This window comes from Photobacterium sp. DNB23_23_1 (genome assembly GCF_052873815.1).
On sequence record NZ_JBNNXT010000018.1, the window covers coordinates 47,402 to 70,072 of the forward strand.

At 42.2% G+C, this 22,671-nt stretch carries 23 protein-coding genes and 1 pseudogene; 20 read left to right on the forward strand and 4 right to left on the reverse strand.

Annotated features, from left to right (window positions below):
• Positions 1-9: 9 nt before the first annotated feature.
• Both ACVA53_RS13095 and ACVA53_RS13100 read right to left on the reverse strand, forming a co-directional pair.
• The gene (locus ACVA53_RS13095; protein ID WP_255043768.1) at positions 10-213 is read right to left on the reverse strand and encodes a hypothetical protein; all 204 of its coding nucleotides are present in this window, start codon (positions 211-213) and stop codon (positions 10-12) included.
• 523 nt (positions 214-736) lie between these two features.
• Positions 737-1,480 carry a MaoC family dehydratase gene (locus ACVA53_RS13100; protein ID WP_255043767.1) on the reverse strand — a complete coding sequence of 248 codons (744 nt, stop codon included), beginning with the start codon at positions 1,478-1,480 and terminating at the stop codon, positions 737-739.
• Positions 1,481-2,099: 619 nt separating this feature from the next.
• On the opposite strand from ACVA53_RS13100, the gene ACVA53_RS13105 reads away from it, so the two are divergent.
• The 4 genes and pseudogenes from ACVA53_RS13105 to ACVA53_RS13120 all read left to right on the forward strand — a co-directional run bounded on the left by ACVA53_RS13105 (position 2,100) and on the right by ACVA53_RS13120 (position 6,689).
• The gene (locus ACVA53_RS13105; RefSeq protein ID WP_255043766.1) at positions 2,100-3,233 is read left to right on the forward strand and encodes a serine hydrolase domain-containing protein; all 1,134 of its coding nucleotides are present in this window, start codon (positions 2,100-2,102) and stop codon (positions 3,231-3,233) included.
• 53 nt (positions 3,234-3,286) lie between these two features.
• Positions 3,287-3,475 (forward strand): annotated as a pseudogene (locus tag ACVA53_RS13110) (alternative ribosome-rescue factor A); the annotation flags it as partial.
• Between the two features lie 651 nt (positions 3,476-4,126).
• Positions 4,127-4,360, forward strand: a complete 234-nt coding sequence (locus tag ACVA53_RS13115) for a hypothetical protein (protein ID WP_255043764.1) — start codon at positions 4,127-4,129, stop codon at positions 4,358-4,360.
• A gap of 154 nt (positions 4,361-4,514) precedes the next feature.
• Entirely contained in the window at positions 4,515-6,689 is a 2,175-nt protein-coding gene (locus ACVA53_RS13120) for a DUF6351 family protein (protein WP_446505332.1), read from the forward strand.
• A gap of 128 nt (positions 6,690-6,817) precedes the next feature.
• Here ACVA53_RS13120 and ACVA53_RS13125 read toward each other — a convergent pair whose 3' ends face one another.
• On the reverse strand, positions 6,818-7,045 hold the full coding sequence (locus ACVA53_RS13125; RefSeq protein WP_255043761.1) for a PAS factor family protein: 228 nt from the start codon (positions 7,043-7,045) through the stop codon (positions 6,818-6,820).
• A 311-nt stretch (positions 7,046-7,356) separates the two neighbouring features.
• Here ACVA53_RS13125 and ACVA53_RS13130 point away from each other — a divergent pair, with 311 nt between their 5' ends.
• The 7 genes from ACVA53_RS13130 to ACVA53_RS13160 all read left to right on the forward strand — a co-directional run bounded on the left by ACVA53_RS13130 (position 7,357) and on the right by ACVA53_RS13160 (position 13,382).
• Positions 7,357-7,764 carry a hypothetical protein gene (locus ACVA53_RS13130; RefSeq protein WP_446505333.1) on the forward strand — a complete coding sequence of 136 codons (408 nt, stop codon included), beginning with the start codon at positions 7,357-7,359 and terminating at the stop codon, positions 7,762-7,764.
• Between the two features lie 192 nt (positions 7,765-7,956).
• On the forward strand, positions 7,957-8,370 hold the full coding sequence (locus ACVA53_RS13135; RefSeq protein WP_446505334.1) for an NUDIX hydrolase: 414 nt from the start codon (positions 7,957-7,959) through the stop codon (positions 8,368-8,370).
• Positions 8,371-8,880: 510 nt separating this feature from the next.
• Positions 8,881-9,714, forward strand: a complete 834-nt coding sequence (gene kduI / locus ACVA53_RS13140) for a 5-dehydro-4-deoxy-D-glucuronate isomerase (protein WP_446505335.1) — start codon at positions 8,881-8,883, stop codon at positions 9,712-9,714.
• 22 nt (positions 9,715-9,736) lie between these two features.
• A complete protein-coding gene (locus tag ACVA53_RS13145; RefSeq protein ID WP_255043756.1) occupies positions 9,737-10,720 on the forward strand; it encodes a TRAP transporter substrate-binding protein in 984 nt (327 codons plus the stop codon).
• Between the two features lie 54 nt (positions 10,721-10,774).
• Entirely contained in the window at positions 10,775-11,284 is a 510-nt protein-coding gene (locus ACVA53_RS13150) for a TRAP transporter small permease (RefSeq protein ID WP_255043755.1), read from the forward strand.
• A 5-nt stretch (positions 11,285-11,289) separates the two neighbouring features.
• Positions 11,290-12,597 carry a TRAP transporter large permease gene (locus ACVA53_RS13155; protein WP_255043754.1) on the forward strand — a complete coding sequence of 436 codons (1,308 nt, stop codon included), beginning with the start codon at positions 11,290-11,292 and terminating at the stop codon, positions 12,595-12,597.
• A gap of 11 nt (positions 12,598-12,608) precedes the next feature.
• Positions 12,609-13,382, forward strand: a complete 774-nt coding sequence (locus ACVA53_RS13160; protein WP_446505336.1) for an IclR family transcriptional regulator — start codon at positions 12,609-12,611, stop codon at positions 13,380-13,382.
• A gap of 235 nt (positions 13,383-13,617) precedes the next feature.
• On the opposite strand, the gene ACVA53_RS13165 is transcribed toward ACVA53_RS13160, so the two are convergent.
• Positions 13,618-14,499: a PocR ligand-binding domain-containing protein gene (locus ACVA53_RS13165; protein WP_255043752.1), complete on the reverse strand. Its 882-nt coding sequence runs from the start codon at positions 14,497-14,499 to the stop codon at positions 13,618-13,620.
• Positions 14,500-15,086: 587 nt separating this feature from the next.
• Between ACVA53_RS13165 and pduA the strand changes: the two genes are divergently transcribed.
• The 9 genes from pduA to ACVA53_RS13210 all read left to right on the forward strand — a co-directional run bounded on the left by pduA (position 15,087) and on the right by ACVA53_RS13210 (position 22,633).
• Positions 15,087-15,380, forward strand: coding sequence for a propanediol utilization microcompartment protein PduA (gene pduA, locus ACVA53_RS13170; protein WP_255043771.1), 294 nt, complete (start codon positions 15,087-15,089; stop codon positions 15,378-15,380).
• Positions 15,377-16,210 carry a propanediol utilization microcompartment protein PduB gene (pduB, locus tag ACVA53_RS13175; protein WP_274134440.1) on the forward strand — a complete coding sequence of 278 codons (834 nt, stop codon included), beginning with the start codon at positions 15,377-15,379 and terminating at the stop codon, positions 16,208-16,210. Before pduA ends, pduB begins: the two co-directional genes overlap by 4 nt.
• A gap of 20 nt (positions 16,211-16,230) precedes the next feature.
• A complete protein-coding gene (locus ACVA53_RS13180) occupies positions 16,231-18,744 on the forward strand; it encodes a glycyl radical protein (RefSeq protein ID WP_446505337.1) in 2,514 nt (837 codons plus the stop codon).
• 98 nt (positions 18,745-18,842) lie between these two features.
• The gene (locus tag ACVA53_RS13185; RefSeq protein ID WP_255043749.1) at positions 18,843-19,757 is read left to right on the forward strand and encodes a glycyl-radical enzyme activating protein; all 915 of its coding nucleotides are present in this window, start codon (positions 18,843-18,845) and stop codon (positions 19,755-19,757) included.
• A gap of 18 nt (positions 19,758-19,775) precedes the next feature.
• Positions 19,776-20,600 carry an MIP/aquaporin family protein gene (locus tag ACVA53_RS13190; protein WP_255043748.1) on the forward strand — a complete coding sequence of 275 codons (825 nt, stop codon included), beginning with the start codon at positions 19,776-19,778 and terminating at the stop codon, positions 20,598-20,600.
• A gap of 67 nt (positions 20,601-20,667) precedes the next feature.
• Positions 20,668-21,264 carry a BMC domain-containing protein gene (locus tag ACVA53_RS13195; protein WP_446505338.1) on the forward strand — a complete coding sequence of 199 codons (597 nt, stop codon included), beginning with the start codon at positions 20,668-20,670 and terminating at the stop codon, positions 21,262-21,264.
• On the forward strand, positions 21,261-21,893 hold the full coding sequence (gene pduL, locus ACVA53_RS13200; RefSeq protein ID WP_255043746.1) for a phosphate propanoyltransferase: 633 nt from the start codon (positions 21,261-21,263) through the stop codon (positions 21,891-21,893). The genes ACVA53_RS13195 and pduL overlap by 4 nt, the downstream gene beginning before the upstream one ends.
• Positions 21,894-21,897: 4 nt before the next feature.
• Positions 21,898-22,428 carry a PduM family microcompartment protein gene (pduM, locus tag ACVA53_RS13205; protein ID WP_255043745.1) on the forward strand — a complete coding sequence of 177 codons (531 nt, stop codon included), beginning with the start codon at positions 21,898-21,900 and terminating at the stop codon, positions 22,426-22,428.
• Positions 22,364-22,633: a EutN/CcmL family microcompartment protein gene (locus ACVA53_RS13210; RefSeq protein WP_255043744.1), complete on the forward strand. Its 270-nt coding sequence runs from the start codon at positions 22,364-22,366 to the stop codon at positions 22,631-22,633. The genes pduM and ACVA53_RS13210 overlap by 65 nt, the downstream gene beginning before the upstream one ends.
• Positions 22,634-22,671 lie beyond the last annotated feature (38 nt).

Sequence of the window (22,671 nt, forward strand, 5' to 3'; positions counted from 1 at the left end):
GAACTCAAGCTAACGAAGCGCTTCAATTACCATTGGCAGCAATTCTAGCCAACTATAAATAACAATAATGGCTATCACCACCGTCCATATAATGCGTTCGACCCAGCTCTTTCGGCTGTAGTAGCGAAACGGGTCTGGCTCACCACAGTTAGGGCAGGTATGGGCGCGTTTAGAAATCGATTTTTCGCAAAGAGGGCAAGCTAACAGCGGCATTCTTATCTACTCCATTCGGTTCAATTACTCTTTAAACATAGTGTAAAAGCAGTAGGTTAGTATGGATTGTTAAAGCGAAAAATCATTAAAGGGTGAACCATATCAACTATTTCTACTTAATGGACTCCCAACATTAAATAACGCGTATCTTGTTGGATATTAAGCACCTTTACTATTGCGGTAATACCAATCTGGATAAGTAGTTGATCAAGTACTTGCACTGGAAAAATCGTTGTTATCAAGGCAGATATTGCAGTAACTAGTGGCTCTAATTACAAAATATCTAACGTAGAGAACAGCGATTTTAACCTGCAAGACTGATCAAATATTTATGTAGGTTGGTATAATGGCTAAAAAAGCAACTAAAGCAATAACGGTATCAAGGCTAATCATAATGGTAGGCTGAGCGCTAATATACCACACAGTTTTATAGGTTGGTGGGGCAACAAGGCCTGATAGGCAGATACAAAAATGCCAAAGCACGTTGTCTTTGGCATAGCGAACTTTCTGGTTAGTTCTTGGGTTAGAAGTGTAGTTGAATAACCGATTCAGCGACACATCCTGGGCGTCGAACGCCTTCAATCTGAACCGTTAGCTCTTGAACAATTTCCAGACCCCGTTTAACTGGCTTTACAGACTGAATTTTAGTTGTAGCGCGAATACGGTTTTCAGATTTTACCGGATACGGGAAGCGGATCTGGTTGAAACCCAAGTTAACGGTCATTTTAGCCGTTGGGAACTTCTGATTCTCAGGGTCAACACTATCGGTAAGAACAGATAGTAGTGACAAGGTCAGGAAGCCATGTGCGATAGTCGTTTTAAATGGAGACTCTTCCGCAGCACGTTCTGGGTTGGTGTGAATCCACTGATGATCTTCAGTAACATCAGCAAATTGATTAATACGCCCCTGATCGACGGTCATCCATTCACCAGTATGGATAACTTCGCCAAGGGTAGCCGTCAGTTCTTTGTAAAGCGCTTCAGCTTCAGGCTTCATTTCAATTGGCGCTGGAGTTGTTACAGCAGCTTTAGGTGCGATATTGTTCACTACAGTCTTTTCTATCTTTGTTTTACTAGGCTGTTCGACCACGTCATCGTTAGATGCAGACTGTTTATCCATAACAAGGGAACCAAGCTGAGTTTTGTTCGCTCGGTTAACGAAGTCAAGCCAGTGCTCACGCAATGAAGGAGAGAGTAAGTCTTTTAATTCAAATGCATGCAGTGATAGGTCACCACGTTTTTGCTTAAAATAATCGACAACTTTCATGACTTGATACCTTATTATTAAAAACTGCCTTAAGCCGAATCAAGGCGATGTATTGTAATGAGAAATTAAAATAATAAAAGAAAAAATGTGTTCTAGCTCTCGGTTTTCTCATTGCTTTTCTTTTAAGTTATTGTTTTATTTGAATAAGTGATTTTTGTTGTTTTAGTGTAAAAATACTAATCAGCAGACTTCTGGTATTAAACTGCTAGTAAAATCGCCGTTTCTCTACAATTTAAGCTTACACCTGTAAGTTAATTCAGCGTACAGGTGTAAATATTTTTCAGCGTACACGTGTGTATTTATTTTTAATGATGAAAGCATAAAAAATACACTGTATAAAACTAATGCTGAATAAATGCATATTAGAGTAAATCAAATAAAAATGCTCTAAAAAATAGCAGTATTTTATTCTCTTCGAAAAAACTTTACGTAATGGAATTGCTAATTTGTCAATGATGTCACTAAGCTGACATGCATTCTCAATTGAGAGAAAAAAGCCCTTTCATTGATACGTCTACGCTTAAAGCCAAGCAATTTAAAACGAAGTTACTTGGATATAGATCCAATTAATTCCTTGGCGTGTTTTGGTAAATATAATTTTGGCTAGGTAGTAAAGTTGATGAAAAGTTATTGGATCCTGGGGTTAGCCTTGTGGTTGCTGACGTCAGTGCCAGTCGTTGCTGCTGAATACGATGACATGGCAGTTGAACTTGATCAATATGTCAAAAAAGCGGTTAAGAAGGGCATTCCGGGTGCCTCATTAGCAGTTGTTATTAATGGTGATATCAGGTTATTACGCGGATATGGCGTAACCAAAAAAGGGAGTAAAAACAAGATAGATTCGGCGACTGTATTTCCACTGGCTTCCATATCAAAGACGTTCGCCTCCGCTGCGGTGTCGATTCTTGTTGATCAGGGAGTTATAGAGTGGGACACCCATGTTGTACCGTATTTGGATAACATCGAATTCAGTGATCCACAGTTAGGCAAAGACGTGACATTACGGCATCTTTTATCTCATACCACAGGCTTGGTACCCCAAGCTTATTCTGACTTGATTGAAGATAATGTGAAGTACACGCGTATTCTGCAGATGCTTGATAGAGTCAAGTTTGTCTGTGACCCGGGCAAGTGTTATGGCTATCAAAATGTGGTCTACAACCTTTCCGCGGATATGTTAAAACTGGCTGTCGGGATGGATTACTCAAACTTTGTGCAAGAGAATATTTTTCTGCCGCTCGAAATGGATAATGCATCATATGGAATGGAGGGGTTTAAGCAGTCAGCTAACCGTGTTACGCCCCATGTAAAAGTGAAAGCGGGCTTTGCACCCGTTAAGCCTGCTCCATATTACTATCGAGTGCCGGCAGCTGCAGGAGTTAATGCCAGTGCACAAGACCTATCTAAGTGGATGCTTGCGCAATTTGGTCATAATCCTTCTGTATTGCAGCCACCATTGTTGGAGATAATGCATAAGCCGCACATTCGGGCTAATCAGTATCGATACCGGGCGAAACTCAGTAATGTGCATTACGGTTTAGGATGGCGGACGTTTGATTACAAGGGAATTTCCGGCTTTGTGCATCATGGAGGTTGGGTTAAAGGGATCCGTACTGAGATGTTGTTTAATCGTCATACTCAGACAGGAATGGTTTTTTTGACTAACTGCGAAACAGATGTTGCGAGGGAGATTGTACTTCACTTCCTTAAGCTGTATCGTCAACGGTTCGGACAACAAAAGGGCAAAATCTAGAGTAATCTAAGAGGAATTTATCTATGGGTAAGAAAATAAAGCAGTCACTCACAATAGTCAGTGACAATGATAATTATGATATTGGCTCAGTTGATACTGAGTTCGGCCGGGGCGTAATCAAGGACAATGCATTAAAAGCGGTGGTCACTAGCCAGTTATTCAAAACCCGCGTAGTTAAAGCCAAAAAAGGCAAGGGAAGCTTTAGACGTAAAGATAAATATTCAGGACGAGAGTCCTATTCAATGGCTGCTTAACCGCTGCTCCCATTGAATAGGACTTTCTTTTAGTCGGCCCTAATGCAGTTTGAACTTGACATTTATTTCGCATTCATTCCGGGAATGCAGTTGTTCAATATGCTGCGTTACACTCGGTATTATCAGCTAATAACGTGTGTCTCTCCCAGCGGGCTGCGTCCATAACTCCTCCTATCGTATATCTAAATTGAGAAGTACTTATTCTGCACTTATCGCCATTAATGATAATTACTATCATTTGGTCGATGGCTCAGTCCAACCATTCTCCGCAGTTATTGTGATTTTCAGGCTCTCCCATTAAAAATGAGGTATTCATCACATCATGTATAACTAGCCGTCGTTGGTGTCATGGTTTGCTTTTCCCCGTTCGTATTTTAACCCGCTTTTTCTTACAAATGACCCAATTTGGGGTTGTTTATTTTCTGTTCAGATTGCATTATGGCCAACCCTGTAACGGGGTGGTGTGACCACTAAAGTCTTTTGTTTTGAATGCTTTAGAGGTTTTGATGTTAAAAAAGTGACAGTTTGATGCTGGCTAGGTCATTGAGTTATCAGCTGTTTGAATGCAAACACACTATTGGGTTGGTACTTTTTTGTCACAGGCCTAATAGTCTTGAATCAAGAAAACAGAATAGATAGATGAAAAAGCAAATTACAATCAAAACACGTAATACGCGCCGAACCAAAAACATCCTCGGTGTGGGGTGTGGAGCGGTGGTAACCGGGCTTCTTTTCGCTGGAAGCGTACAATCAGCGGGAAAATGGGTAGAAGTCGAAAATGTTCATAATGGACGAGCACCGTTGTGCCATCACATTGAAAGTGGTGAGCTGAAATTCTGCTCTGACATTCAGCAAGAGCATGAAGAGCCATAATTTGTCAAAAAGGGAGCACTGCATAGTGCTCCCTTTTTGCTTTTAATCACGGCAATTTGTCCAGCCTATCTAATTATTAAATCTAGATATCAAGGTTTTGTTGTGTCGTAATAACGCTAAACTCTTTATAGGAGAGTGATGCGTTGTTGATGCGATGAAAAAATTCATATTAGGCGTGTTTTATCTTTTTATTCTATTTATCATAACCTTACAGTTTGATAGTCAGGGCGGTATTGTCACTCGTCAAGTCAAAGCGCTAGCGCCGCTTGAGCATAATCACTTATTGCAAATCGATGGGCATATTAGCCAAAGTCCGCGACCAGAAGAAACGTTTACCTTTCCAATTAGAGTTGGTGACATTGGCCCTGTTAACTCACTCTATTCCGGCCCGAATCAACACCCCTTTTTCTGTATGACCGTCGACTCTGGTTTGGGGCAGCCGATTGTTGACAATCAAGATGGATATGGCGTCCCCGTGTATGATCCATTTGATGGCACAAAGCGAATTGGCTACTCCAAAGACTGCGCACTAAAGACGCAGTTGTCATACGTTGTCGTAGATGAAAAGAATGGTGTTTCCAATCGTACCGAGCTGGAGCTCAAGCAGAGCCCACCAAGTGAAAGTGACATACTTATTCGCGTTGAGAAGGGGACGATCAACCGCTACATCTATTCGATAGTAATGCCGATAAACATTGATGAAGTTGGTAAGCAAGATAGTGCGAAAGTGTGGAATAAACGTTTAATTTATCGCTTTGAAGGTGGTTCAGGCCTAGGTTTCCGGCAGGGTAAGATGAAATTGCACCGGCTGATCAAAAAAGAGCTGGCACAAATTAGAAAGGGCTATGCTGTGATTGCCTCTACTGGTAACAAAACCAGTTACGGCTATAACATGTTATTGGCCGAAGATACGGCAAGAAGAGTGAAGACACAATTTGTCAGCTTATTTGGTGAGCCTTTATATACTGTTGGTATTGGTGGTTCAGGAGGAGGGTTGGCACAGTACTTGATTGCTCAAAACAGCGAAGGGATCCTAGACGGTTTGCTGCCCTTGTACTCATACCCAGATATGGTGAGTGTGTCGATATATGCCTTGGATTGCGATTTACTCAATACCTACTTCAGCTTCAGAGCAAGTGATAGAGAGCGCTGGCAAGATTGGCAGTCTCGGCAGCATATCGAAGGGCTGAGAGCCATTAATAAAGTAGAACAACGGTTTGGCTGGCTGCAGCCTTTAAATCAATTAGTACGTTTTAAACTGCCGGAATTTCCGCAGGGAAATAGCGAATGTATCAACGGTTTCTTTGGCTTAAGTAGCTATTTGAACAATCCGCGACAGGGTTTTTTGCAGCCTTACTATCATGAATCGGTGGTCGAGAAGGTCAATTGGAACTACTGGCAAGATCTCGTTCATATTTATGGTCAGGACGAACAAGGCTTTGCTCAATCAACATGGGACAACGTCGGTGTTCAATATGGGCTACAAGCATTACGTGATAAAACAATCGGCCTAGATGAGTTCATTGAAATAAATCAGAAAATTGGGGCTTGGAAGCCGTTTGATGCGATGGAATCGGAGAAAAAGCTAAGTCTCAGTGCCAGCATTCCACCACTGTGGTTATCATTGTGGGGGGAGCATAATGTTACTGAAGATAACACTATACCGGCAAAACGGCGCTCAGCCTCCATTTCGACAATCGAGCGCGCCTATCAGTATGGCCAGGTGTTCATTGGCCGAGTCAGTCTACCTATTATCGATATTCGTCATCACTTGGAAGATGATTTGAATATGCATCACACTTCGGCTTCATTCGCGACCCGTTTGCGGATATTAGATGAAATGCACCATGCTGATAACCATGTTATTTGGATTTCAGATAAGCAGTATAATCCGGTAGAGCATGCTTATGGACTGATGGATGAATGGTTAATGGCAATTAAAAATCAACCCGAATCGATGAGTTATGAGCAGAAAGTGATGGTAACCAAACCACCGCTAGCAACGGATACCTGTTTTAATGCTGATGGGAATATACATGCCTCTGGGAGAGGGGTCTTTGACGGACTGTGGAATGGCAAAGAAAATGGTCCGTGTGCTGATGCATTCCCGATTTATAGCAATAGCCGCATTCAAGCAGGAGCCCCATGGCAAGGGAGTATATTCAAATGTCACACAATCACAGTCTCGGCGGCGATAGAAAAAGGAATGTATGGAGACGTTGATGTTACGGCTCAGCTTATAGCGCTTGAAAAAACCTTTCCTGACGGTGTTTGTGATTATTCATTAGGTGACAAGGGGAGGCCTAAGTCAATGGCGCATTCCCTATGAAGGTAACAACGCTAAATAATGTATGCGAGTAAAGGCGCTTGGCTAACGCTGTAGTGACAGTGTAACCGCAGTGTGACAATGGCAAGTTTAAACGACCCAATGAATAACAAAGGGTCGTTTACTACACTCTAGAAGAGCTCCTTGAGAGCCAAATCAACAGCTTTCTTTATCTGATTAGAGCACTCTAATTTTCCTGAGCTTGCCGGACCTAGTACGTTTGTGTACAGAGCCAGTTGCTTGCAAAATGGCAAACCCAGTTGTTCATACAACCCCTGGCGAATTTCAGCGTGGTGCTCTGGGTTTTGGGCGGTTAGACGCATTGAAGTGTCGTAAATGAGTGTAGCTACATTATCCATCTTGTTTTTACCTCATAGTTTATTGGGGAAGTTGAGTTCATCCCTTATACAGGCTCAATTCTGTATGTTAAATCTTATCATAATACAAATAAATGTGAAGTTTGAATATCCACAAATTCAACAGACATCGATCTTGTCGTTTTAGGTTGAACACTATGGATAGCTGTACTGAAAAAGTGCATAGCTAAGGGCCAAATCATAAGCATCGTCAGCGATGGCTGTGCTGTTGGGGGAAGGCTTGAAAAGTATCAAGGCCTTATCTTATGGTTGTGTAATGCCTCTTCGGAAGAAACTGCGCTATTGTTTATATAATGAAGTGGTTAGCTGAGGTTTCGGAGATGATAAGATTTATATTAGTACTATTGGTTGCGATCGTTTCTACTGGTTGTGGGACAAGTGACAGTGCTTTAATTGAAGGTGGTCATAACATGTCTTATATTCAAGGTTTTCACGACGGTAGGCATAGTGGTATGCAAGAAACTGGTAATAACTTTGAAAACTATATAAAAGATGAAAAACGTTATGAATCAGATGTCGATTATAAACAAGGTTGGCTTGCCGGTGAGTCTGAGGGTAAAAAACTGCAATCTGAAGCAACAGCGGTTGGTAAAGGGATTGCTGGCAGTTACCCACTAAAAACTGAAACGACCAATCCCGACGACGTAGCAAAAGAAGTGTTAAAAGGTATCGATACATCAGATCTGAAAAGCTTAAAGTAAAGGCATACCAGCGTTTAAGGATGCCTCCTGGTGTTTGGCGTTATTAGTCTCGGTCGTTTGGTGTTTATGGTGCAAGGTTTAGGTTTTAGGGGGCTATTTAACGTGGCTAGCAAAACCTTGTGCTTGGATGATATTTGTCGTAGATACAAGAATGGTTGGTAATGTGAATCAACGTAGAGTTTGTGAGAGATCATGAATAAAGTAATCGATAAATTAGCGTGGGTATTTATTCGTGACGGTAAGCTTTTAACTGTTAGGTCGAAAGGCAAGGAATTGTTCTATCTCCCTGGTGGTAAACGTGAAGCAGGGGAAAGCGATAAACAAGCGCTTATACGAGAAATCAAAGAAGAATTATCTGTTGATTTAGTGGCAGATACCATGAAGTACGTTGAGGTTTTCACAGCTCAAGCCGATGGTAAAGAGCAGGGGGTGTCTGTTAAATTAACGTGCTATACCTCTGATTATAAAGGTGAGTTACAGCCTGATGCTGAAATTGAAGAACTAAAGTTCGTTGATGGAAGTAATGAATGTATTTGTTCTATTGCCACTATTGTCGCTTTGAAATGGCTTGGATCTCGCTCTCTAATTACAGTGAGTAATGGTTAGTAAATCCACTAACATACACATAGCTAGTTTTTGCGATAGGCTGTTCTTGGTCAAAAGATTTTATCGTAGAGCCCGCATTTAGTTCCCTTCTATTTTATTTTCTATCTCAGGGTATTTAGCACGTTTATTCCTGGTTTCCTACTGAGTGCATAGTGCCTACATGTTGGAAGGTATGAAGACCCGATTTCTTTTTGAATCTTTTTACCGTTAATACCAATCTGGATAAGTAGTTGATCAAATATTTATGTCGGTTGGTACAACAACGCTTCATATTACTTTAGATCTCACAATTAAAACTCAGTTAGATGCAAAAATGTAACCGCACGCTCTGAAGTTCCGTTTATTGAAATGCCATTTTATAAAGTTGACTCAGTTCAAAAAACAACCATTTTTTCTCTAATATTTGGAGTCGATGATCACGATTCCATCTGTTCACATGCGACTGATATTTATCATATATGAACAAGTGCTATTATCAAACGTATAACTTACTGCATAAGAAGGGAATTTATGCTTACAAAGTATTCAGCAAACCCATGTGACGTTAAAAAGTACACTACGAGCCAGCTGCGAGATGAGTTTTTAATTGACGATCTATTTGTGAAATCAGAAGTGAAAGTCGTTTATAGCCATATTGATCGCGCAGTAGCTCTCGGGATTTGCCCTATCGATGAGCCACTTATTCTCGAGGAATGGATCGATAATAAATCGTTTGGCACTGCGTTTTTTCTCGAGCGAAGAGAGTTAGGATTGACCTGTCTGTCTGGCAAAGTACGCGTAACCATTGACGCCCAAACCTACGATTTGAATGCAATGGATGCACTCTATGTCGGACTAGGTTCTAGAAATATTAGTATCGAAAAGCTAGAGGGTGACGCGACTATTTATGGCCTAAGTGCTCCGGCACATAAATCATTACCCACCAAATTGATACCCCAACATGAAGCACGTGAAGTAAAACTCGGGGCGCTGGAAACGGCAAATCAACGAACTATCTATCAATACCTTCACCCAGATGTGATTGAAACTTGCCAGTTATGTATGGGGATAACACACCTCGCGGCAGGTAGTGTTTGGAATACAATGCCGGCACATACACACGAACGGCGAATGGAAGCATATGTTTATTTCAATATTAAACCGGAACAAACTGTATTTCACATGATGGGAGAGCCCACAGAAACTCGCCACATCATCGTAAGAGATAAGCAACTAGTACTCTCACCGAGTTGGTCGATTCATTCTGGTTGTGGTACGCAAAATTATAGCTTTGTATGGGGAATGTTAGGTGAAAATCAAACATTCGATGACATGGACTTTATTCCAATGGATACATTGGCTTAGATGATAATAATAGGAAGTTAACATGAACAAAATGCTGAAAAACGTACTTTTTACCACTGTAACTGGTATCACCATGACAATGTCATCAATGACTTTTGCTGCAACTGAGATTAAAACCGCTTTTAATCAGTCAGACCAGCACCCTCAATACTTAGCACTGGAAGAGTTTGGTAAGCAGTTGGAGATGGCTACCGATGGTCGCTACACGGTTAAAATTTATCCAAATGCTTTATTAGGCGATCAGCGAGCTTCACTAGAACTAGTACAATCAGGTGCAGTTCAAATGGCGGTCGTTGCTAATCCACTGGTAGAAAACTACGACAAAACCTTCACAGCAATCGGTATGCCTTTTGCCTATACCGGCATTGAACACCAGGAAAAAGTCTTCACTTCTGGTGCTTTAGATTCGCTATTTTCGTCAACCAAAAAGTTTGGCTTTGAAGTTTTGACTGCTTATACCGCGGGTTCTCGTAATGTTTATACCAAAGGTAGTAACGTTAAATCTGTTTCGGATATGAAAGGTCAAAAAATCCGCGTAATGCAGTCTAACACCATGGTTGAAATGCTGGGGTGTATGGGGGGCACTGGTGTTCCAATGAGTCAAGGTGAAGTATATACAGCCGTTCAACAAGGTGTACTTGATGGCGGTGAGAACAACGAAATAACTTATGCAGATATGAAACACTATGAGGTCGCACCTTATTTCAGTAAAACCTCTCATTTAATGGTTCCTGACCTTGTGATCATTAGCGATGATTTTATCAACTCAATGTCTAAGAGCGACCAAGCTACAATTCGCAAACTAGCGAAAGAATCAACAGTCGACGAGTTCGCTAAATGGAATGCCAAAATAGGTCAAGCTCGTGCACTTGCAGAAAACAATGGTGCAACGTTTGTAGATGTTGATGTTAAACAATTCCAAGACAGCTGCAAACCGCTTCAGCAAAAATTAATCAAAACTGATGCGCAAAAAGAACTGACGAAAGCGATCAGTGATTTGAGCTAAATTTATTGGAGCTAGGCAAGCGTCTAGCTCCCTTTATTTCAAGGAAAGAATCTAGTGGAAAAATGGTTGTTTTGGGCAGAGAAGTCAAAAATCATCATTGACTGGGTAGTAGAGCGAACGTGTATTGCAATAATGGCTTTGCTTACAATTATTGTAACCTATCAGGTTGTTACCCGTTACATTTTTGACAGCCCAAGTGCAGTGAGTGAAGTGTTGTCAAGGTACATGTTTGTTTGGTTGGTATTGATTGGCGGTGCTTATGTGTTTGGACTAAGGGAACACATGGCAATCAGTTATGTTCGCGACAAGCTCTCTCCTAAAACAGGGGTTCTCGTTGATATTTTTACGGAATGGGCTATCGCTATTTTTGCTTATATCGTTATGTGGCAGGGCGGTTACAAGGCGTCAGTACGCCAAATGTGGCAACTTGATTCTGCATTAGAAATCCCAATGGGTGTGATTTACTCTGCATTGCCAATTTCTGGTGCGCTAATTCTAGTTTATTTCATTATCAATCAATTGAAACTAATCCACCAGTTTCAGAAACTGAGCGTAAAAGGATAAGTCGTATGGATGCTGCTACTCTCGCTGCGTTAATTATGTTCGGCGGTGCGATTTTTCTGCTGATTTTAGGAGCACCAATAAGTATTAGTATTGGCCTCCCTTCTTTTGTCGCTATGGTAAGTATTCTGCCGATGGCGGGAGCTATGACTACTGCCGCTCAGCGTATGTTTACTGGGCTTGATAGCTTTGCTCTTTTAGCTATCCCCTTTTTTATACTGGCTGGGAATATCATGAACAATGGAGGTATCGCTATACGCTTAATTAATTGTTCACGTATTGTTACTGGATATTTCCCGGGAGCATTGGCACAAACGAATGTTGTATCAAATATGCTATTTGGTTCGATAAGTGGCTCAGGTGTTGCTTCGGCGGCAGCTATCGGTGGCATCATGAACCCAATCCAAGAAAAAGAGGGCTACAATTCAGCATTCAGAACGGCTGTCAATATAGCCTCAGCGCCCACAGGTATGCTTATACCACCAAGTAATACTCTCATTGTTTATGCAACCGTTGCTGGTTCCGTATCAATATCGGCACTGTTTATGGGAGGCTATTTACCTGGGCTTTTATGGGGAGGTGGGGTCATGCTAATGGCGGGAGTTATGGCTTACCGCAGAGGCTACATGTCGAAGCATGTACTAAGTGGTTCTGAACGAGTGCGATTGTTCATTGATGCGATTCCAAGTCTTTCATTGGTTGTTGTGGTCATAGGGGGTATTCTTGCAGGCATTTTCACTCCAACGGAAGCTTCTGCGATAGCAGTGGTATACTCGCTTGCACTAGGATTTATTTATAAGGCATTGAAAGTCGAACAGTTACCTACTATTTTGCTTTCGACGGCCAAACTTACGGCTATTGTTATCTTTATGATCGCCGCTTCATCTGTTATGTCGTGGGTCATGGCGTTCACACATATTCCTGGAGCGATTGCTGATACACTTTTATCGCTAACCGATAATCCAATAATTATTCTACTGATCATCAATGTGGTACTGCTGTTCGTTGGGACTTTTATGGACCCAACACCAGCAGTGTTGATTTTTACACCAATTTTCTTACCTATCTGTGTGAATTTAGGTATGGATCCAGTTCAATTTGGTATTTTACTCGTGTTTAACCTATCGTTAGGCACCATTACACCACCGGTAGGGCCAATATTGTTCACAGGGTGTAAAATCAGCGATATCAAAATTGACCATGTAATTAAAACACTGCTACCATTCTTTGCCGTGATATTTATGGTGTTGATGGCGGTTACCTATATCCCAGCAATATCAATGACGCTCCCCAAAATGATGGGTTTGGTTAATTAAGGAGAACGTACTTGGAAAAAGCAGTTAGGCAGGAGTATAACGCCCCCGCGCTAGAAAAAGGCTTGGACATTTTAGAGCTATTGGCAAGTGTAGCAGGCCCCATGTCAAAAAAGCAGATCGCAGACACTGTCGGTCGTAGCGTAGGTGAAATTTTCCGAGTACTTTCTGTGTTAACTCGTCGAGGCTATGTCACATTTCATGAAGAGAGTGGTAAATATGAGTTTTCCATGCAGATGTTTAATGTAGCCAATCAATATCCACCACAATCTCAGTTACTTAATGTAGCTAAACCGCTGATGAAAGAATTGAGTGAAAAAGTCAATCAGTCATGTCATATTTCCTGGTATGACAGTCAGCACCTTGTTGTCATTGGTCGTGAAGAAAGCCCATACAAAATGGGCTTTAGTCTCAAGATTGGTGCTAAGTTGGATGTGTGCTCTTCTGGCTCGGGGATTGTGCTTTTAAGCTTTTGTGATTCACAAAAAAGAGAAAAAATATTTAAACAAAGTGGTGCTACTGAAAATGAAATGCTGCAAGCAAAATCGCAGATAGAACAAACGAAAAAACTGGGTTACTTTATTGGTCCAAGCCCACAAATATCAGGGATCATGAATATTAGTGTGCCTATTTTTTCAGGACTAGACTTTCTCGCTGTTCTGACTGTACCGTATGTTACCCTTGATTCGGATGCTGTTCACCACGCGGTTGACAGTATTGAAACCACAAAAAATGAGTTGTTAGAAATCTGTCGAACAATTAGTTGTCAATTAACTCCTGGAGTTTAACTAGCAAGGCAGCTAGGTGGCTCAATTAATCTTACTCGATCTAATCCATTGCTATGAGCCTGCCTTCTCGGCGCTCGTAATATTCAGTGATGGTTTTCCTTGTTGAGATGAAGAATCTTTGCGATAGGCTGTTCTTGGTATCAGTACCTGATCGTGTGACCAGGATATATTTATTTATACACTCACTCTGAGCGACGGTCTATTATTCATTTACATTATATGGTGAAAATAAAAGTTAGTTAATTTCTGATATTTCATTATTATGTCTAAACTCTAAAGGAGTCATGTCACACTGTTTTTTGAATTGTTTAATAAAATAACTAGCATTATTGTATCCAACTTGTTTGGCTACATCACTTACTGACGCATTATTATTAGTTAATATTAATTTTGCATCATTAATTCGTTGTTGATTAAGATAGGCATTGAAACCTATGTTGATATGCTTTTTAAATAATCTGCTGAAGTAAAATGGACTTAGATCAACGTGATAAGCGACACTATCTAATGTTAATTCTGATGTTATGTTTTTATTTATAAATTCAATCGCTTTTTCAATTTTATATTTGCTTTGAATACAGTTTCTTTCATTAGATAAAGACTCTTCATTAGATTTTGATAGTGAGCTTAAAACTAATTTTTCAGAAAGGTAGTTATCAATGATTGTTTTTAAAATTGCTGAAGCAGAGACGATTTTACGCATTTTTACAGTTGGCATTTCATCGTATAACCTCATCAATTCTTTATTTTGATGCCAGTTGTGCTTATGATGAGTGATGATCGGTATCCTACTTTTATCGACAATTTTTGCTTGTCCGCACTGTACAAATCCAAGTAGGTTTCCTTTTATCATCAATGGGATAGAGAAATCAATCAAGCCAACATGACATCGATAAAACATTGTTTTTTGCTCTTGAAGGCTAGTTAACCCACCAACCCGATCGCAGCGTTTGCAAATTTCAAAAAGTGAACTGTGAGTACGGATTCTTTCGCATAAGGGGGTGAAGTTAAAACGGGGAGATATTTCATTCCCGTCGAGATCAACAACAAGTACCGCTAATCCAGTTGCCATTGCAAAGTCATAAGCAATTTCATTTACTATATCATTAGAAATCATCTTGTTGAAAACCTCAGAAATTGCCTAGTTACGCTTCAATTCTTTATATGAATTATTCTATCGTAATTTATATACACAAAGTATGACATGTGACTCATTTGTTTAAGCATAATAATAAATTTTGTGCATTGGTGGTTGCTGTATTTTACTTCTGCGAAGTGAAGAAGTGCTTATTTTTTTGATCTATACGACACTTTACACTTTTGTCATCTTACCTAAACGCAAAAAATGCTTATTGAATTTGTTGTGTTTCATTACTTAAAACAGCATTAAATAGAAAATTATTGCTATATAATAAAAAATTCTTGTCAATCAATAGTCCTTTCGTAGCAACATAATTAAATTGTTAACGCTTAGAATCAAACACACCAAAGTTACTGTGAACAGAGATATGACTGACTTGCTTAGGAATTACACCTGAACAATCAGGGCTGTTGAATCAAAGTAATTTAGGTACATGGATTTTTAATTAGTTTCTATACCCGTTTTACTTGAAGGCACCATAAGCCTGTTAAAACGAGTCATCATTTAGGTGATGTTTGTCGATTTAAGGTAATCCGGTATACACCAATAAAGAGGCGACAATGATGCAACAAGAAGCGTTAGGAATGGTTGAAACTCGCGGTTTAACTGCAGCAATTGAAGCTGCCGATACCATGGTTAAATCTGCAAATGTTCAGTTGGTTGGCTATGAAAAGATTGGTTCAGGGCTAATCACAGTGGTTGTTCGTGGTGATGTAGGGGCAGTAAAAGCTGCGACAGATGCTGGTGCTTGTGCCGCTAGTAACGTGGGTGATGTCATTGCCACTCATGTTATTCCAAGGCCACATACGGATGTTGAAGCTGTACTACCCGCCGCCCTTCCTGAAGGAATTGCATGATGACAACGATAACAACAGTAGAGCAAATAATCTCTGATGTATTAGAGAAGGTCGGGGAGCAGGGAGAGACTTCCCTCGTACCCGTGACTAGCCAACCTCCTGAAGTAATCACACGTCAAGAACCTGTAAAAGCCAAAAAAAACAATGCAATGACAGAGTTTGTTGGCACTGCAATTGGTGACACGATTGGCCTCGTGATTGCGAACGTTGATAGTCAACTTTTAGAAGTGATGAACCTCGATAAGAAATACCGCTCTATCGGTATATTGGGAGCGAGAACAGGTGCCGGCCCACATATTATGGCTGCGGATGAAGCCGTAAAAGCAACCAATACTGAAGTCGTGAAAATCGAACTACCTCGTGACACCAAAGGTGGTGCGGGACATGGTTCATTAATCATCTTTGGTGGTTCGGATGTGTCTGATGTTAAGCGTGCTGTGGAAGTCGCGCTTAGTCAACTAGAGCGTACCTTTGGTGATGTTTATGCCAATGATGCGGGCCATGTGGAACTGCAATACAGCGCTCGTGCTAGCTATGCATTGGAGAAAGCCTTTGGGGCGCCACTGGGCAGGGCCTGCGGCGTTATTGTTGGTGCACCAGCTTCTATTGGTGTGTTAATGGCGGATGCTGCGCTTAAAGCGGCCAATGTTAATACCGTCGCTTACTGTTCTCCGGCGAATGGAACGAGCTTTTCGAATGAAGCTACCTTGGTCATTTCTGGTGACTCTGGTGCGGTTCGACAAGCGGTTTCGACTGCTCGTGAAATTGGTATCAGCTTGCTTGAAACCATGGGTGGTGAAGCCCCGTCTGCTACTAAACCCTACATTTAGGCCATAGAAGGATAATAATAATGAAACCTGTATCACAAGGATTTAGTGAGCCGACGAGTCGTGTCGAGTCACTACGTAACCAAATATTAGATGCTGTGCCGTGTATTGAAACAGCCCGTGCTTTAGCGATTACTGCCTCTTATAAAGAAACTGAAGGTAAACCTGCAATCATTCGTCGCGCTAAGGCGTTTGAGCGTATTCTAGCCGAACTCCCTGTCGTGATCCGCGATAATGAATTGGTCGTGGGCAGTGCAACCATTGAACCTCGTTCATCACAAATCTTTCCTGAGTTCTCAAACACCTGGATTGAGGATGAATTTGAGCGTGTCGGTAAGCGAAGCGGTGATTCATTTCAAATTTCTGAGCAAGCAAAACAAGAACTACGCGAAGTATTCCCATATTGGCAGGGTAAAACGACCAGTGAACTTGCCACCTCTTATATGTCATCAGACACGCAAGCGTGTATGGATGCCGGCGTATTTACCGTTGGTAACTATTACATGAATGGAGTAGGGCACATTTCTGTCGATTACGGAAAAGTGCTTAAAGTTGGTTATCAGGGAATTATTACCGAAGTCGCTGAGAAAATGTTATCGGCTGATAAGACGTGCCCTGATTACATCAAGCAAGAACAGTTTTATAAAGGCATTATTATCTCTTGTAATGCCGCGATTCAGTTTGCGAAACGTTATGCCAATAAGGCCAGTGAATTAGCGCAATCAGCAAGTGGTGCTCGTCAAGCAGAGCTGCAAAAAATTGCTGAAACTTGCCGTCGTGTTCCAGAGCAAGGTGCGACGAATTTCCATGAGGCGTGTCAGGCATTTTGGTTTGTCCATCTGATGATTGGTTTGGAATCCAATGGCCACTCGATTTCACCAACCCGTTTTGATCAGTACATGCACCCTTACTTTGAAATGGACAAAGAAATTTCACCTGAGTGTGCACAAGAGCTGATTGATTGTATTTGGGTTAAACTTAACGATATTAACAAAGTGCGTGATGAGGTATCTACCAATGCGTTTGGTGGCTACCCTATGTTCCAAAATTTGATTGTTGGTGGCCAAGATCAAAATGGTGAAGATGCAACTAACACCTTGTCTTATATGTGTATGGAAGCAACCGCGCGCGTACGTTTACCTCAGCCTTCGTTCTCGGTTCGTGTATGGTCGAAAACGCCGAATGAGTTCTTGCTTAAAGCGTGTGAGTTGAGCCGCTTAGGTTTAGGGGTTCCTGCTTTCTATAACGATGAAGTGATTGTTACCGCTCTGGTTAACCGGGGTTTGAGCCTGCAAGATGCACGTCAGTACGGCATTATCGGCTGTGTGGAACCTCAGTGCCCAGGTAAAACAGAAGGTTGGCATGATTCGGCATTCTTTAATCTAGGTAAATTACTAGAGATCACTCTCAATGGTGGTAAAGTTGATGGTCAACAACTGGGTCCAGTTACGCCACAGCTTACTGAATTAAAATCTTTTGATGAGCTAATGGATGCTTATCAAAAGCAAGCTGAATACTTTGTTCTTCACCTGATCACTGCCGATAATTGTGTTGATATTTCACATGCCGAGCGTGCACCATTGCCGTATCTGTCGTGCATGGTCGATGACTGTATCGGTGATGGTAAGTCTCTGCAAGAAGGTGGCGCACAGTACAACTTCAGTGGTCCGCAAGGTGTGGGTGCGGCGAATGTTGGCGATTCACTCACTGCGATTAAGAAACTGGTATTTGATGAAGGTAAGTTGACCCTTCAACAAGTTAAAGATGCCTTGGATACCAATTTTGGCGGTGAAGCTGCCGGACCAACTAATAGCGCCAATGATCCTGCCTATGACATGGTGATGGATGCAGTGAAGAAAGTACTTGCCGAAACTGGCTCTGCAGCTTTACTGGATTCGCAAGCATTGAAGAGTAATGTGAGCGTTTTGACCTCGAAAACGAACTCGGTACGTCAAATGCTGATTGATGCGCCGAAATTTGGTAATGACATTGATGAGGTGGATTTGCTCACACGAGAAGGTGCAGCGATTTACTGTCGTGAGGTTCAAAAATACACCAACCCTCGTGGTGGTTCATTCCAAGCGGGACTTTATCCTGCGTCAATCAATGTTTTGATGGGAACCGCAGTAGGAGCGACACCGGATGGCAGGATGGCCGGTGAACCGTTGGCTGATGGTGTGTCGCCTAGTCGTGGTATGGATAGAAGTGGACCAACTGCAGCGACTAACTCAGTGGCTAAATTGGACCACTTTATTGCCTCAAACGGTACCTTGTATAACCAAAAATTCCATCCAACTGCTTTGCAAGGTGAGAATGGGCTTAGCAATATGGGTGCACTCATCCGTAGTTACTTCGACCATAAAGGTATGCACGTACAGTTCAACGTGGTTAACCGTGACATCTTGTTAGCGGCACAAAAAGAACCAGAGAAATATCGTGACTTAGTCATTCGTATTGCGGGTTACAGTGCGCAATTTATTTCTTTGGATAAGAGTATCCAAGACGACATTATTGAACGTACTGAACATATGTTCTAAGTCAAGATGCTCCGCATATAACAAGTTAATCATAAATTTATTATGAAAGGTTTTTTATGTGCGGAGTCGTCTAGATACTAATGGTGGAAGGTTATTCTATGTATAACGAAGATACGCAAGGCACGGTATTTAATATTCAGAAGTTTTCATTACATGATGGTCCAGGAATTAGAACTATTGTGTTTTTGAAAGGGTGTTATTTGTCTTGTAAATGGTGCAGTAATCCAGAATCACAGAAATTCAAACCATCGGTGATGTTTGAAAAAGAAAAGTGTATTGGGTGTGGTAACTGCGCTAAAACCTGCCCTCAAGAAGCGATAAGTTTAAATCGCCCTAATCGGGTAGATCATGACAAATGTATTGGCTGTGGTAGTTGTGTTGGCGTTTGCCCATCCAATGCGTTGACGCTTGCCGGCAGTAAAATGAGTGTAAAAGAAGTATTGGATGAAGTGTGTAAAGATTCAGTGCATTATCGGCGTTCTAATGGAGGGCTAACCCTGTCAGGTGGTGAACCGTTAGCGCAACCGGAGTTTGTTGAAGAGCTGCTTCGCGCGGCAAAGGCTCGTGGCTTACATACGGCGATGGAGACCACTGGAATTGCTAGCCCAGATGTATTGAAGCGAATAATCCCTTTGTTGGATGTCGTTCTGTTGGATATAAAAACCTTCTACAGTAAGCAACATGAGAAATATACTGGTTTGGCAAATGAAGTGGTGCTTAAAAATGCTTTGACAATTTCCAAGTTAGCGAAGCAGGTATCAATAAGAGTACCTCTAATTCCAGAGTTTAACGCCGATGAACAAAGTGTAAAAGCGATTGCAACTTTCGCTACCCACATGGATAACGTTGCCAGATTACACCTTCTTCCTTATCACAATTTTGGTCAAAACAAATATTCCTTGCTTGGTAAAGAATATTATTGCAAGGAGTTTAAAACGCCGTCAAATGACGAAGTCAACCGATATAAAGAAATTGTGGAATCCCTCGGTATTGAGTGTGTGGTTGGCGGTTAAAATTATTAAGGATATAAAATGAGTAATTTTATTGAAAAAAAACTTCTGCACCAATGCATATCAGAATTTCTTGGCCTGGGTGTTGTTATTTTCTTCGGCGTGAGTTGTTTGTGTGCTTCTGTACTGGCTGGCGCTAACTTTAGTTTGTGGGAAATATGTATTGTATGGGGTGTCGCATTTGCTTTAGGTATTTACCTGAGTGCAGGGGTGTCTGGTGCACACCTAAATCCGGCCGTGACCATTGCATTATGGCGGTATGCAAATTTCGATGGTAATAAAGTTGTTCCGTATATCGTTGCCCAGACAGCCGGGGCATTTTCTGGGGCGGCACTGGCCTATTTGATTTATCACAACCTATTTGATGTATATGAACTGGCAAACGGCATTACCCGTGGTAGTGTGGACAGCCTTTCTTTAGCCGGGCTATTCAGCACCTATCCTCATTCTGATATCAGCATTTTACAAGCAGGTGTGGTTGAGTTTGTAATTACTGCGGTATTGATGTTGTTGATCATGGCATTAACTGATGATGGTAACGGTTTACCACGTGGTCCACTGGCTCCACTGTTAATTGGTTTGCTCGTCGCTGTCATTGGTGCAGCAACCGCACCACTAACTGGCTTTGCTCTTAACCCTGCTCGTGACTTCGGCCCTAAACTGTTTACTGCCATGAGTGGTTGGGGGGAAATTGCCTTTACTGGTGGTAGTGTTTTCCCTTACTTCATTGTACCTATTGTGGCGCCAATCCTTGGTGCGTGTGCGGGTGCCAGCCTGTATTCATTCAAACCCCGCGAAGAAAGTGATGCGCAGCCTGAGACGGCTGATGCGTCAGCGCAAAGCTAGTATCTCTTGCAAGGCAGGCTTGTCTGCCTGCCTTGCTTGAGGGTCTTATTATTTAGAGGTAGACGTGATGAAAAGTGCATTCGGGATGGTTGAGGTGACTGGGTTAGCGTTAGCAATTACCGTTGCTGATGTAATGGCAAAATCAGCCAATATAAAAATTCTGGGTTTAGAGCGGGTTAATGGTTTTGGCTGGATACTGATTAAAGTGGCTGGCGATGTGGGCTCAGTCAATGCGGCTGTTGATACTGGTGCGTCGTTTGCCCGAGCCCAACAAGGGCTATGTGGGAGCAAAGTCATTGCCCGCCCTGCTGATGGTTTGGATCGGTTATTGAATGAACCACCAAAGCTCAAATCCAATAGCTTCAAAGGCGTAGAGAATCAATCTACACAAAAAGCCAAGGCAATTGCGTTGGAGAACGCCGGTCATAAAAAAGCACCGACTAAGCGCACGACGGCTAAAAGCACTAACGTTAAAAGTACTACCGTCAAAAGCACACCAACAAGACAGCAAAAAAACATTCAGCCAGCTGCGGCAGCCCAAACAGAAGAAACAGAAAAAGGGACGCTTCAAGGCAAACAGCGTCAGCCTTCAACTAAATCACCTGCTGCGAGTAGCAATAGCAAAGCAGGCACCGTTAGTAATAAAGAAGGAAGTGCAGTATGAGTGTTGTGGATGCGGGTGCTATTGCGGCTAAAGTCGTTGATGTGCTTCGTCATAGGGCTGTTCCTGTCGGAATATCTAACCGCCATGTTCATCTCTCGCAAGATGATTTTGCGCGGTTGTTTCCTGGCCAAAACCTCGGTGTTTCCAAGCCCTTGGCTCAGCCTGGGCATTTTGCAGCATCGCAAACGGTGTCTCTGAGAGGCCCGAAAGGGGTTATCAATAACGTTCGTATTCTTGGCCCAATACGTACTTATACCCAGGTGGAGGTTTCGGCGACCCAAGCCAGGGAGTTAGGCATTAAGCCGCCAGTCAGAATGTCTGGTGATTTAGAGGGCTCGGCGGGTATCGAGATTATCAGTGAGCATGGGGCGATCACCCTTGAGCAGGGAGTCATTATCGCTAAACGTCATATTCACATGAATACTTTCGATGCCTTGTTGTTTGGGGTTGAGGATTGTCAGTCTGTCAATGTTTTGGTCGGTGAAGCGCCACGAACGGTGTTATTTAAAGATGTGGTGATCCGTGTTGATCCGCAGCTCGTGTTAGAGATGCACCTTGATACAGATGAGGCCAATGCCGCGGGCTTGAAGGGTGCAAATGATGTGGGCGAAATAGTTTTTCAGGAGTAATGCCATGGTGGATTCACCATCAGATTGTCAGGTGATTGCCTTACATCCTCGTCAACTGGAGTCCGGATTGACTTCTTTGGTAGAGCTGGCACAAGAATCAGGGGTATCTCAGTTTCACATTGTATTGCCAGATCTCGTGTTTTTACTGGCATTGACTGAGTTTGATAGTAGTCACCCCGCAGTGAAAACTGTGTTGGAAGCTTGGTCTATCGGGATAACTACGCGCTTGATTATTCATCGACAATTGCTACCGATGCTACCTGTGTCACCGTTGGTGCCATTACCGCTAGATATTAGGGATCACAAAGGTGTTGAGGTCCATCTGCGTGAGAACGCGTGGCTGAATTATGGTGATGTTGCTCTGCTAAGCCAATGTTGGTTGTTAACTCAGCCGTGTGTACAGCTCACTGATTTAGCCCGTGAGCATATGGAACGTGAGCAGGTCTATTTGGTAACTAAAAGGAGAGGGTATGTATCTCGCAAAAGTGATCGGTTCGGCAGTCGTACCCCAGAAGATCCCTTCACTGAACGGTAAGAAACTGATGCTGGTTGAGCCGATAACCGCAGGAGGCGAAACTGCGTTGGGCGCCCAAAAGGTGGCAGTCGATGCGGTGGGTGCTGGGGGCGGGGAGATTGTTATCGTCGCCCAAGGGACATCTGCAAGACAATATTTTCAGGAGCCAAATCAGGGTATTGATGAGGTAATTGTTGGCATCGTTGATAGCTTGAACTGCGATTGAGTGCTATCAGCTGTTGAGTATTTAGACACCGAATAGTT